9 protein-coding genes are annotated in these 13,166 nt (G+C 73.7%); 7 read left to right on the top strand and 2 right to left on the bottom strand.

Features of this window, described 5'->3' with window-relative positions; translation table 11 throughout:
* Positions 1-207 precede the first annotated feature (207 nt).
* Both ACIQUT_RS03615 and ACIQUT_RS03620 read right to left on the bottom strand, forming a co-directional pair.
* Positions 208-2,514, bottom strand: a complete 2,307-nt coding sequence (locus tag ACIQUT_RS03615) for an alpha-N-acetylglucosaminidase (RefSeq protein ID WP_403558751.1) — start codon at positions 2,512-2,514, stop codon at positions 208-210.
* 11 nt (positions 2,515-2,525) lie between these two features.
* Positions 2,526-4,208, bottom strand: a complete 1,683-nt coding sequence (locus ACIQUT_RS03620) for a ricin-type beta-trefoil lectin domain protein (protein ID WP_403558753.1) — start codon at positions 4,206-4,208, stop codon at positions 2,526-2,528.
* Between the two features lie 201 nt (positions 4,209-4,409).
* Here ACIQUT_RS03620 and ACIQUT_RS03625 point away from each other — a divergent pair, with 201 nt between their 5' ends.
* From ACIQUT_RS03625 to ACIQUT_RS03655, 7 genes are all read left to right on the top strand, one after another.
* Positions 4,410-5,051, top strand: coding sequence for a TetR/AcrR family transcriptional regulator (locus tag ACIQUT_RS03625; RefSeq protein WP_403558755.1), 642 nt, complete (start codon positions 4,410-4,412; stop codon positions 5,049-5,051).
* A gap of 30 nt (positions 5,052-5,081) precedes the next feature.
* On the top strand, positions 5,082-6,023 hold the full coding sequence (locus ACIQUT_RS03630; protein WP_403558757.1) for a serine/threonine dehydratase: 942 nt from the start codon (positions 5,082-5,084) through the stop codon (positions 6,021-6,023).
* 143 nt (positions 6,024-6,166) lie between these two features.
* The gene (locus ACIQUT_RS03635; RefSeq protein WP_403558759.1) at positions 6,167-6,532 is read left to right on the top strand and encodes a hypothetical protein; all 366 of its coding nucleotides are present in this window, start codon (positions 6,167-6,169) and stop codon (positions 6,530-6,532) included.
* A 281-nt stretch (positions 6,533-6,813) separates the two neighbouring features.
* Complete coding sequence (locus ACIQUT_RS03640; RefSeq protein WP_403558761.1) at positions 6,814-8,148, top strand: ABC transporter substrate-binding protein; 1,335 nt, start codon at positions 6,814-6,816, stop codon at positions 8,146-8,148.
* Between the two features lie 29 nt (positions 8,149-8,177).
* Positions 8,178-9,071, top strand: coding sequence for a carbohydrate ABC transporter permease (locus tag ACIQUT_RS03645; RefSeq protein WP_403559324.1), 894 nt, complete (start codon positions 8,178-8,180; stop codon positions 9,069-9,071).
* Positions 9,068-9,922, top strand: coding sequence for a carbohydrate ABC transporter permease (locus ACIQUT_RS03650; protein ID WP_403558763.1), 855 nt, complete (start codon positions 9,068-9,070; stop codon positions 9,920-9,922). Before ACIQUT_RS03645 ends, ACIQUT_RS03650 begins: the two co-directional genes overlap by 4 nt.
* A gap of 84 nt (positions 9,923-10,006) precedes the next feature.
* On the top strand, positions 10,007-13,078 hold the full coding sequence (locus ACIQUT_RS03655) for an alpha-mannosidase (protein ID WP_403558765.1): 3,072 nt from the start codon (positions 10,007-10,009) through the stop codon (positions 13,076-13,078).
* Positions 13,079-13,166 lie beyond the last annotated feature (88 nt).

A 13,166-nucleotide genomic window follows, 5' to 3' on the forward strand; every position in this document is an offset into this window, starting at 1 on the left:
CGGCTGCCGTATCGATTCGGCGGCCTTCCCCGTTCGCTTCCGGGCCAGTGAAACGACTGACGGCCCCGAGCGGCGGTCCGCGGGCGGGGTTCTCCCCCGCAGGGGTACCGGAATTCCCCCGAAAGGGTGGCGGCCGTCCCCGTGCGGTCCGATGGTCCGGCCGTCGGATGAGGGGCGTCCGCCGGCCGGACCATCGGACCGCGCGGCCTACCCCGTCCGACCCGCCGCCTTCAGGAGCACCGCGACGGCCGTGGCCAGTTTGTGCGGGTCTCCGGTCGGGGCGGTCGGGGTGGTCGCGTCGGCCGGGTGCCGGGTGGTCCGGCGGGCCCAGGCCTCCTCGAAGGCGTGCCAGTCGGCCTCCGCCGGCGCGGTCCCCTTGACCAGCGCCTCGTCCAGCGCCTTGAAGTACGCCGCCCAGCGCGGCGCGTACAGCTCGCGGACCAGGCCGTGCCACTCCCGGTTCGCGTAGTCGTGCAGGAAGCCGCCCTCGCTGGTGCTCCGCGCGCCCCACACGCTCAGGATCGAGCGGGCGTCGTACTCGTACCGGTCCTGCTCCGCCCGGTCGGCGCCCGCGGCGCGGGCCGCGGCCAGCCAGTCGCCGAGCCGGAAGTTCGGGTCGGAGCCGGTCAGGGCGTCCAGCCGCCGCTCCGCGTCCTGCCAGGCGGCGGTCAGCGTCCGGAACCGGGCCAGGTCCTTCGCCTCGTAGGCGGCCCTGATCCCCGGCAGCAGCACCCGCGAGTGGTTGGCGAGCGCCTGCCGCGCGGTGTCCACCAGGTCGAAGCGGTAGGCGCTGGAGCCGCGCAGCCGCGGGTCCACCTTGAGGAGGTGGTCCAGGGCCCGGCGTACGGAATCGGCCGGGTAGCGCATCGACCGGGGGCTCCAGTACGCGGCCCCCGCCGCGGTCAGGCTCGGCCGGGCCGTGAACAGGCTGTCCTGGGACTCCGACCACAGCCCCGACGACGTGCTGTACGGGCCCTTGCGCAGCTCCTCCCAGGCGGCCGCCGCCTCCGCGTCGGGCCGCCCGTACCGGCGCGCCGCGAAGTCCGCGAACCACGCCTTCTGGTCGATCGGGCCCGGCTCCCACGCCATGTCGGTGAACAGGTCGAAGGCGGCCGGGTTGGTGCCGGTGGCCTCCGGCAGGTAGGCGATGCCTCTCAGCGCGCTGTTGGTCTTGGTCTGCCAGGCGCCGAAGCGGTCGAGCCACACGGAGGTGTTGGCCCCGACGGTGGTGTGCCCGCCGAAGTTGTAGATCGTGCCCAGCGCGTACGGCACCCCGCCCCAGCGGGTCTCCCGGTCCAGCCGGTTGTACCGGTCGGACAGCCCGTCGAGGATCAGCACCTTCGAGGTGTCCACCCCGGCCAGCAGCTCCTTGCGCGGGCTGTCCTGCCAGCCCAGCACCGCCCACAGCGCCCCCGGGTGCGCGGCGTGCAGGGCCGACTGGACGGCTCCGGCAGCCGCCCGCACGTCGACCGTGCCCACCGTCCCGCCCTCGTGGAGCGGGCTCATCCGGTACATCGTGCTGTCCCCGAACACGGCCCGCTGCTCCGCGTAGTACGCGGCCGCCACCTTAGGGAACGCGGCCGAGGACGGGTCCAGCCAGTCGGGCCGCTCGAAGCCCGCCCAGTCGCCCTGGGGGACCGTCACCGCGCCCGGGTTGCGGTCGGCGAAGCCGGGCGGCACGGTGCCGAAGTAGCCGGGCAGCACCGGGGTCATGCCGAGCCCGCGCAGCTGCTCCGCGATCCGGGCGCCGAGGGCGGCGCGCTCGCGCATCAGCCGCTCGGAGACCGGGCCGCCGAACCCGCTCAGGTTCTGCAGCAGCCACCAGCTCTGGTGGCCGGGCGCGGGGATCCACGCCCGCAGCTCCGCGGCGGAGTAGCCGAAGCCCTGGAGCGCCCGGTAGTACGGGTACTCGGCGCCGGCCTGCACGAACACCTCGTTGATGCCGTGCAGGGCCATCAGGTCGATCTGCCGCTGGTGCTGCGCGAAGGTGCGGTACGGCCCCGAGTAGCCGTCGTCGGTGTCGTTGAGGGCGTACCGGTGCGGGACGAGCGCGCTGCGGGTGACCGGGGCCGGCACCGCGGGCAGCCGGGCGGGCAGCATCCCGATGCTGTCGCCGGGCCAGCCGATGTCGACGCCGGCGACGTGCTGGAGGTACCAGCCGACGCCGGTCAGCAGGGTGGCGCCCGTCGACCCGCGGACCGTGATCGCCCCCGCCCGCCCGGACACGGTGAAGGTGTCCGCCCCGGCGGCCGCGGCGGACGCGTCCGGTACGAGCGTGAACCGGTCGGCATGGCGCGGCAGCAGCCGTTTCAGCGCGGCCCGCGCCGGGCCGGTGTCGAAGGCGGCGGTGCCGGGCCGTTCGGCACCGGGCCGTTCGGCACCGGGCCCGCCGGGCCTGCCGGGCCCGCCCGGTGCCGGGGCCGGCGGGTGGGAGGGTACGCCGGCGAGTGCGGGGGAGCCCGCGCACAGCAGGGCCAGCAGGGCCGCGAGGGCGGCGGTGCGGAGGTTCGTCATCCCGGGGCCCGTCAGACCGGCAGGGACCAGGCCTGGTCCACGCGGTGGTCGCCGCACTCGGCGAGCCGCAGCCGCTCGGCCGGGGTGTCGGCGGTCGCGGGCGCAGGGGGCGCCGTCAGGCACAGCCCGCTCACCTTCTCGACCAGGGTCCCGCCCCGCAGGTGGGTCCAGCTCTGCCGGGCCTTCCACGGCACGCAGCGGGCCAGGTCCACCACCTCGCCCCCGCTCGCCGTCAGGCACCTGCCGTCCAGCCGCAGGCTGTCCCCGCCGCCGAGGACCCACCGCTGGTCGGAGGCGGCGGTGCACGCGGAGACGACGACCGCGCCGACTCCGGTGGTGTTGGCGCCGTCCATGCACTTCACGCCGGCACCGGTGATCTGCCCGGTGGGCACGGCCCGGCCGCAGCCGGGGCGCGGGGTGAGCCGCCACACCGCCGTGTCGTGCGCGGCGAGCCGCCCGGTGAGGGAGTCGGAGACCCGGGTGCGCTGCCCGGTCCACAGGTCCTTGGCGTCGACCGCGCAGTCGTACAGGCCGATGTCGGCGAGCGGGACCGAGATGTCGCGGGTGCTGCCGGACCGGTTGAGGACGGCGACGGCGCGGTCGCCGTTGGCCAGTGGCCGGGCCAGCACCTCGAAGGTGGCGTTGGCGGAGACCACCGTGCCCTGGCGGCCCATCGGGTCCTGGTCCAGGGCGATCAGGTCGGTGTTGCCGAGGGCGGCGAGCCCGCCCGGCGTGAGCGCGGAGATGTCGGAGGACAGGATGAAGGGGGCCGCCATCATCGCCCACAGGCCGACCTGGCTGCGGCTTTCCGCGTCGGTGAGGCCGGGGGCGCCCGCGATGAGGAAGTCGGGGTCGTTCCAGTTGCCGGGGCCCGCGTACCGGCCGAGCCAGCGGTTGTAGCCGTAGTTGCCGAGGACGGAGCTCCAGCGGGAGGTCGCCGGCGCGGCCGGGCTGTAGACCTTGATGTCCTTGCCCTCGCGCCACAGCTGGCCGGTCGAGCCCACCCAGCCGAGCACCCGGTGCCAGTCGGAGCCGCCCCATTCGCCCTGCTGGAAGTAGGCGGGCGCGGAGGCGGAGAGCACCATGCTGCGGCCGCTCGCCCGCAGCGCCTGCGCCACGGCGGTGTACGCGTCGCGGTACGCCTGCTCCTTGGTCTTGCCCGGCGGCACCCACAGGTTGCAGCCGTCCATCTTGACGTAGTCGACCTTCCAGGACGCGAACTGCCGGGCGTCCTGCGCGTAGTGGTCCGGGCCGCCGCCCTCGGGGGAGCCGCTGCCCGGGTACTTCTCGCAGGTCAGCGAGCCGGCGTCCTGGTAGATGCCGAACTTCAGGCCCTTGGCGTGCAGGTACTCGCCCAGCCAGGCCATGCCGTGCGGGAACTTCTGCGTGTCCACGACCAGCGCGCCCTGCGCGTCGCGGCTCTTGGTCATCCAGCAGTCGTCGACGGTCACCGTGTCGTAGCCCTTGGCCGCGAGGCCGCCGGCGACCAGCGCGTCGGCGTTGGCGACCACCTTGGCCTCGTCGATGTCGCACATGTAGTGCGCCCAGTTGTTCCAGCCCATGGGCGGGGTGAGGGCGAGCGGGGTGTCCGAGGTCGCGGTCGGCTCGGCGGCCGCCGGGGCGGGGGCGAGGCACAGGGCGAGCAGGGCGGCCGCGGTCAGGCAGGGGAGCGACGCACGCAGGCGAGGCGGCACGGAGACTCCTTGCGGTGGGGAGGCGGGCGGGGACATGACGGCGCTGTGGTGCGCCCAGTGCAGCCGTGCGACTACCCGCTGTCAACGTAAGTCGATCGTTGTGCGGTGATGACCAGCAATATGGGTGCAGATGCCGTCACACGATCGGGGAGACGCCGGGGAGATACGGCGTATGTGACAGTGGCTGATACGGTGTATCTCATGCCGAGGAGATCAGCTGCCCTGGACCGTGCGACACCCGAGGCGATCGCCGTCGCCGCCCTGCGGATCATCGACGAGGAAGGGCACGGCGCGCTCAGCTTCCGAGCCCTCGCCGACCGGCTCGACGTCTCCCACGCCACCGTCCAGCGCCGCTGCACCGACCTCGCCGGCCTGCTCGACCTGTGCACCGAGCACCTCGCCGGACAGCTGCCCGAGATCCCCGCCGGGACCGACTGGGCGGAGGCCACCGAGCGCCGCTTCACCGCCCTCTACCGGCTGCTCACCGGCCACCCCGGACTGCTGGTGCTGCGCGGCGGACGGCCGTGGCTGGGCCGCCGGCTGCTGGCCCGGCTCGTCGAGCCCGCGCTCGCCGACAGCGTGGCCGCCGGGATGACCCCCGCCGAGGCGATGACCGCCTACCGCCGCATGTACCTGCTCACCCTGGGCTGCGCCGCCTTCGTCGACCACCGCGACCCGGCCGGCGCCGCTGCCGCCTCGCGGGCGGCCCTGGCGGCGCTGGACCCGGGCGAGTTCCCCGTCCTGACGGCCGGACTGAACGACGTACTGCCCGCCCTGACCGGCCACGACGTGTACCACGGCGCCCTGCGCCAGCTGATCGGGGCCGCCCGGCCCGACGCCTGACCACCCCTCACGCCCCCGAGGAGAGCGACCATGGAACAGCAGCTCGACCACGCCGCCGTGCGCGCCGCCGCCGGCCGGATCGCCGGGGCCGTCCGCCCCGCCCCGGTGGTGCCCGCCGCCGAGGGCGTCTGGTACGCGCTGGAGTACCTCCAGCACACCGGCTCCTTCAAGGCCCGCGGCGCACACAACTTCCTCGCCGCCCACCGCGAGGCCGGCGCCCTGCCCGACGCCGGCGTGGCCATCGCCTCCGGCGGCAACGCCGGCCTGGCCTGCGCCTGGGCGGCCCGCGCCCACTTCGTGCCCGCCACCGTGTTCGTACCGGTCAACGCGCCCCGCATCAAGGTGGAGGGGCTGCGCCGGTACGGGGCCGAGGTGCGGCTCGTCGGCGACCGGTTCGCCGAGGCGCAGGCCGCCGCCCGGGAGTTCGCGGCAGCCTCCGGGGCCCTGGGCAGCCACGCCTACGACCACCCGCTCGTCGCCGCGGGCGCGGGCACCCTGCTCGACGACATCCGGGCCGGGCTGCCCGAGGTGGACACCGTGGTCGTCGCCGTCGGCGGCGGCGGACTGTTCGCCGGTGTCGCCACCGCCGCCCGCGCACACGGCATCCGCGTGGTCGCCGCCGAACCGGAGCACTGCCGGGCCCTGAACGCGGCACTGGAGGCGGGCCGCCCCGTCGACGTCCCCGTCGACTCGGTGGCCGCCGACTCGCTGGGCGCCACCCGCGTCTCGGCGGACGCGCTCGCCGCCGCCCGGCAGGGCGACGTCCGCTCGGTCCTGGTCCCGGACGCGGAGATCGGCGCGGCCCGGCGGGCCCTGTGGGAGGAGCACCGGATCGTGGTCGAGGCGGGCGCGGCCACGGCCCTGGCCGCCCTGCGCACCGCACCGGAGCCGCTGGGCAAGCGCGTCGCCGTCGTGCTGTGCGGGGCGAACACCGACCCGGCGGACCTGGCGGCCGGCCCCGCGCAGGGGTAGCGCACGGGGCGTCACCCGCCGTACGGACGACCATCGTTGCACCGGCCAGCGACTTTCGGGGACAGTACACACCCGTGCCCAGCTGCGAAGGTCTGCGTGTCCCACAGGAACACGACGGATCGCACACGCACGGAGGAACGGGTATGGCACAGCGCAAGGGTTGTCTGATCGGCTGCGGAGTGGCGCTGGTCGTCGGCATCGCAGTGGCCGTGGCGCTGGTGTTCGGCATCGGGAAGATAGTCGACGCCGCGGGGAAGACCGTGCTCGAACCCGAGGTGTACGCCTCCGTTAAGGCGGGCGACCCCGAGGACGCCGTCCGCGCGAAGCTGCCCTCGGGTGAATCGTTCCTCAAGGAGGCCCTGAAGGAGGGCGGCCCGACCCAGCCCGCCGACAGCGTCTGCTCCTGGTACATCGCGGGCGGCGACACCGCGGCCGGCGAGGAGACCGTGTACCGCTTCTGCTTCAAGGACGGCAAGCTCGCCGAGAAGGTCGACTACCGCATGAAGTAGCCGATTACGGCATGAAGCAGGGGAGCAGGGGAGCAGGGGCCCGACGGTCCCTCACCCGGCCGCCCCGAACACCTTTTTGGACTACTTGCGCCGCCCGGACACCCCGGCCCGGAGTGCCGGACCCGGGCCGCCCGAGCGGTTTTGCAGCCGGCGAGGTAAAGCGCATTAGTGGAATACCGGCCATGTGCGGCCGGGGCCGCATTGACGGGTCCCGCCGCCGGGCCCAGCGTGGGCTGCGCGATCCGGCAGCGAGGCCGGAACTACCCCCGAGGCGGCCGACGATGAACCGTTTGCACCTGCCCCGCACCGCCCTCGCCACGCTCGTGGCCGGCACCCTCCTCTCCGTCTCCGCATGCGGCCTGAGCGGCGGCCCCGCGGACACGGAGGAGGCGCAGAGGACCGGCGAGGTGACCGGCGAGATCACGTTCCGCACGCTCCAGCTCAAGCCCAAGTACACCGCGTACGTCCAAGGCGTCATCGACGCCTTCGAGAAGAAGCACCCCGGGGCGAAGGTCCGCTGGGAGGACGTCCCCGGCGACGGCTACAACGAGAAACTCGTCGCCGACGCCCAGGCCGGCACCCTCCCCGACGTCGTCAACCTCTCCACCGACTCCTTCCAGCTCCTCGGCGACCGCGGCCTCCTCGCCGACGTCGCCAGACTCGACGGCGACTCCGCCAAGGAGTACGTCCCCGGCGCCTGGGAGCAGTTCAAGCTCCCCGGCAAGGGCGACGGCGTGTTCGCGTACCCCTGGTACGTCACCCCGGAGATCCTCACCTACAACGAGGACCTCTTCCGCCAGGCCGGCCTGGACCCCGCCGCACCGCCGACCGGCGTCGAGCAGTTCTTCGACTACGCCGAGCAGATCGCCGCCCGCTCCGGCGGCCGGTACTCCGCCTTCATGGCCGACCCCAAGGGCAGGCTCCCCGGGGACTGGCAGAAGATGGGCGTCCCCCTCCTCAACGACCGGCGGGACCGCTTCGTCTTCGACACCCCCGCCGCCGTCGCCTGGGTCGAGCGGATGAAGTCCCTCTACGCCAAGGGCGCCATGCCCAAGGAGTCCCTCCTCAAGGCCGACGACATCAACCAGCTCTACGGCAGCGGCAAACTCGTCTTCGGCCCCGGCTCCCCGGGCTTCGTCAAGGACATCAAGCAGAACGCCCCGCAGGTCTACGCACAGACCCGGGTCGCCGGGGCCGTCACCGGCAGGCTCGGCCACATCGGCATCTACGCCCAGTCCCTCGGCATCAGGAAGGACACCCGGCACCTCGACGCGGCGCTGGAGTTCGCCAAATGGGTCACCAACGGCCCCAACCAGGTCGAGTTCTCCAGGAACGCGACCATCTACCCCTCCAACGCCCAGGGCCTCGCCGACCCCCGCTTCGCCGACCGGGGCGACGGCAAGGACGCCGACACCGTCGCCCGCGCGGTCGGCGCCGAACAGCTGAAGTCCGCCGCACTCGACGCCAACACCCCCGTCCAGTGGACCAACCAGGTCGGCGACGCGGTCGTCCGCGAGGTGCAGAAGGCCGTCAAGGGAGAGCAGGACGCGCCGACGGCCGTGCGCAAGGCCCAGGAGGAGGCCAACAAGCTGCTCGCCGACGCGGCCCGGAAGTGACCCGCGCCCACAGGGCGGCCCTGCGGGCCATGGAGGCGGAGCCGGGCCTGTCCCACCGCCGGTGGTGGACCCCGTACCTCTTCCTCGCCCCCGGCCTGGCGACGGTGGCCCTGTTCAGCCTCTGGCCGTTCGCCAACACCGTCGTCCTGTCCCTCACCGACGCCCGGATCCTGCGCGGCGGAACCTTCACCGGCCTCGCCAACTACCGGCGCGCCCTCGCCGACCCGGACTTCTGGACCGCCGCCGGGAACAGCGTGCTGTACCTGCTGGTCGTCGTCCCGTGCCTGGTCCTGCTGCCGCTGGCCCTCGCCGTCCTCGTGCAGGCGCGGATCCCGGGCATCGGGTTCTTCCGCTCCGCCTTCTACACGCCGGTGATCGCCTCGGCCGTGGTCGTCGGCCTGATGTGGCAGTGGGTGCTGCGCAGCGACGGGCTCGTCAACACCCTCTTCCTGCGGCTGCGGATCGTCGCCGAGCCCGTCCCGTTCCTGACCGACAGCACCATGCTGCTCGTCTCCGCGATGATCGTGACCGTCTGGAAGGGCCTCGGCTACTACATGGTCTTCTACCTCGCGGCCCTCGGGAACGTGCCCGCCTCCCTCCACGAGGCGGCCGCCCTCGACGGCGCCGGCCCCGTACGCCGCTTCGTCAGCATCACCATCCCGCAGGTCAAACCGATGATGCTGCTCGTCGGCACCCTCTCCGCGATCTCCGCGCTGCGCGTCTTCACCGAGATCTACATCCTCGGCGGCGAGAGCGGCGGCCCCGGCGGCGGGGCCCGCACCCTGCCCTTCCTCATCCGGCAGGTCGGCCTCGGCTTCGCCGGCGAGACCGGCTACGCCTCCGCCATCTCCCTCCTGCTGTTCCTGCTCACCCTCGGCTTCAGCCTGCTGGGCCGCCGGCTGGCGAAGGGGGACGAGCCGTGAGCCCGACCGCCTCCCCGCCGCGCACCGCCGGACGGGTCCTCCTGGCCGGACGGGCCGCCCGGTACGCCGTGCTGCTGCTGGTGCTCGCGGTGCTGATCGGGCCGATCGCCTGGCAGTTCCTCACCTCGATCCGCGGCCGCACCGAGAACGTGTACGACGGGGTGCTGCCCGCGCAGCCCACCCTCGACAACTACGCCCGGGTCGCCGAGTCCTTCCCCCTGCTCCAGTACACCGGCAACACCCTCACCGTCGCCGCCCTCGCCGTCACCTCGAACCTGGTCTTCTCCGCCATGGGCGGCTACGCCCTGTCCCGGCCCGGCTGGAAGGGCCGCAGCACCGTCTTCACGGTGCTCGCCGCCACCCTGATGTTCCCCTTCGAGTCCGTGATGATCTCGATGTTCCTCACGGTCCGCGGCATGGGCCTGGTCGACACCCTCGTCGGCGTCTGGCTCCCGGGAGCGGTCTCCGTCCTCAACATCATGATCATGCGCTCGGCGTTCCTCGCCGTCCCCCGGGAGATCGAGGAGGCCGCCGTCCTCGACGGGGCGGGGGAGTGGACCCGCTTCACCCGGGTCTTCCTGCCCGCCGCGAAGGGCTCCCTGGCCGTCGTCTGCATCACCGGCTTCATGGGCGCCTGGGACGACTTCCTCTGGCCGCTGCTCGTCCTCACCGACAGCGAGCACTACACCCTCCAGCTCGGCCTGAAGACCCTGGCCGGCGCCACCACCACCAACGACCAGCGGATCATCGCCGCCGGCGCCATGGCGGCACTGCTGCCGATGATGCTCCTCTTCTTCGCCCTCCAGCGTTACTTCTTCAAGGGGGTGGGCGAGGGAGCCGTCAAGACCTGAGGCGTACGCCGCCCCCGGCCCCCTCCCCGGCCCGCCCCGTCCGTCCGCTCCCCGACCGCCCCCTCCACCCCTGGAGCCGCCGTCATGCACGACGACCGCAGCATCACCGAACACCGCCTGCGCCGCGTCCTCAAGGAGCGCATCAAACCGGCCGTCCACTCCCGCCCGGTCCCGCTCACCGTCGAGCGGTGGGAGGCCCCGGGCGAGCCCGTGCCCGTCGCCGAGGGCCTGGCGGCCCCGTACGGGCCCTGCGCGGTCGGCGCGCAGTGGGGTCCGGCCTGGGGCACCACCTGGTTCCGGGTCACCGGCACCGTCCCGGCCGACTGGGCGGGCCGCACCGTCGAGGCCGTTCTCGACCTGGGCTTCGACCGGATGATGCCCGGCTTCCAGTGCGAGGGCCTGGTCCACCGGGCCGACGGCAGCGAGGTCAAGGCGCTCAACCCGTACAACGACTGGGTGCGCGTCGCCGACGCGGCGGAGGGCGGCGAGCGGATCGAGTGGTACGTCGAGGCCGCCTCGAACCCCGTCCTTGTCGAGCACAGCCCCACGTACGAGGGCGACCGGCAGACCAGCGGCGACCAGCCCCTCTACCGGCTCGCCCGGATGGACCTCGCCGTCTTCGAGACCGAGGTCTGGGAACTCGTCCAGGACCTGGAGGTCCTCCACGACCTGATGGTGCAGCTCGACGGGGCCGACGCCCGCCGCTACGGCATCCTGCACGCCCTGGAGGCGGCCCTCGACGCGGTGGACCTGGCCGACGTGCCCGGCACGGCCGCCGCCGCCCGCGCCCGCCTCGCCCCGGTGCTCGCCGCCCCCGCCCACGCCTCCGCACACCGGATCAGCGCCGTCGGCCACGCCCACATCGACTCGGCCTGGCTGTGGCCGCTGCGCGAGACCGTCCGCAAGGTGGCGCGGACCGCGTCCAACGCGCTCGGCCTGATGGACGAGCACCCGGAGTTCGTGTTCGCCATGTCGCAGGCCCAGCAGCTGGACTGGATCAAGACCCACCGGCCCGAGCTGTTCGAGCGGATCAAGAAGAAGGTCGCGGCGGGCCAGTTCGTGCCGGTCGGCGGCATGTGGGTGGAGTCGGACACCAACATGGTCGGCGGCGAGGCCATGGTCCGCCAGTTCCTGTACGGCAAGAAGTTCTTCCTGGACGAGTTCGGCATCGAGACCCGCGGCGTCTGGCTGCCCGACTCCTTCGGCTATACGGCGGCGATGCCGCAGATCGTCCGGCTCTCCGGCTCCCGCTGGTTCCTGACGCAGAAGATCTGCTGGTCGCAGGTGAACGCCTTCCCCCACCACACCTTCTGGTGGGAGGGCATCGACGGCACCCGCGTCTTCACACACTTCCCGCCCGTCGACACCTACAACTGCGACCTCGGCGGCGCGCAGCTGGCCCACGCCGCCCGCAACTACCGGGAGAAGGGCCGGGGTTCGCGCTCGCTCGCCCCCTTCGGCTGGGGCGACGGCGGAGGCGGCCCCACCCGCGAGCACCTCGCCCGGGCCCGGCGGCAGCGGGACCTCGAAGGCTCCCCGCGGGTCGAGGTCGAGCAGCCCGACGTGTTCTTCGACAAGGCCCGCGCCGAGTACCCGGACGCGCCCGTGTGGGCCGGCGAGCTCTACCTGGAGCTGCACCGCGGCACCTACACCTCCCAGGCCAAGACCAAGCAGGGCAACCGGCGCAGCGAGTCCCTGCTGCGGGAGGCCGAGCTGTGGGCGGCGACGGCGGCGGTGCGGGTGCCCGGGTACGCGTACCCGTACGAGGACCTGGAGCGGATCTGGAAGACCGTGCTGCTGCACCAGTTCCACGACATCCTGCCGGGGTCGTCCATCGCCTGGGTGCACCGCGAGGCCCGGGCGACGTACGCGCGGGTGGCGGACGAACTGCGCGCGATCACCCTCGCCGCACAGGTCGCGCTCGCCGGGGAGGGCACCGCCGAGCTGGTCTTCAACTGCGCCCCGCACGCCCGGCGCGGCGTCCCGGCGGGCGGCGCCGGCGTGCCGCAGGCGCCGTCGCGGCCGGTGGACCTGGCGGAGCGGCCCGGCGGAGGATGGATCCTGGGCAACGGGCGGCTGCGGGTGGAGGTCGACGGCCGCGGGCTGATCGTCTCGGCGTACGACCTGCGGGCCGGCCGCGAGTCGGTGGCGCCGGGGCAGGCCGCCAACCTGCTCCAGATCCACCCGGACTTCCCGAACATGTGGGACGCCTGGGACATCGACGCGTTCTACCGGAACAACGTCACCGACCTCGTCGGCGCGGACGCCCTGGAGGCCGCGCAGACCGGACCGGACGCGGCCGCGGTCCGGGTCACCCGGTCTTTCGGCCGGTCGAAGGCCACCCAGTGGATCACCCTGCGGGCGGACGCCGCGACGGTGGACATCGTCACCGAGGTCGACTGGCACGAGACGGAGAAGCTGCTGAAGGCCGCCTTCCCCCTCGACGTCAAGGCCGAACGGACCGCCTCCGAGACCCAGTTCGGGCACGTCCACCGCGCCACCCACACCAACACCTCCTGGGAGGCCGCCAAGTTCGAGATCTGCGCCCACCGGTGGATCCACGCGGAGGAGCCCGGCTGGGGCGCGGCCGTCCTCAACGACTCCACGTACGGGCACGACGTCACCCGCGCCGTACGGCCCGACGGCGGGCAGACCACCACGGTCCGCCTCTCCCTGCTGCGCGCCCCCCGCTACCCCGACCCGGAGACCGACCAGGGCACGCACACCATGCGGTACGCGCTGGCGCCGGGCGCGCGGATCGCCGACGCGGTCCGCGAGGGGCACGCGCTGAACCTGCCCGAACGGGTGGTGCCCGGCGCGGGCCCGGTCGCCCCGCTGGTGTCGGTGGCGGGTCCGGCCGCGGACGCCGACGGGGTCGGGGCAGGTGCCGGCGACGGGGGTGACGCGGTGGTGATCGAGGCGGTCAAGCTGGCCGAGGACCGCAGCGGCGACGTGATCGTCCGGCTGTACGAGTGCCGGGGCGGCCGTGCGAGGGCGACCCTCACGGCGGGCTTCCCGCTGGCGGCGGCCGTCGAGAGCGACCTGCTGGAGCGGCCCCTGCCCGGCACGGCGGTGGGCCCGGTCGCCGCGGGGGACGCGGTTCCGCTGGCGCTGCGGCCCTTCCAGATCGTCACGGTCCGGCTCCGCCGCGCCTGAACGCGTGAACTGCGCCACAGTACGGGCCCGGCCGCACGGGGCCGGGCCCGTACTCCCGGCTCCGAGGGGCACGAGCACCCCGCACCCG

The organism is Streptomyces sp. NPDC090445 (assembly GCF_044769385.1).
Lineage (GTDB): Bacteria > Actinomycetota > Actinomycetes > Streptomycetales > Streptomycetaceae > Streptomyces.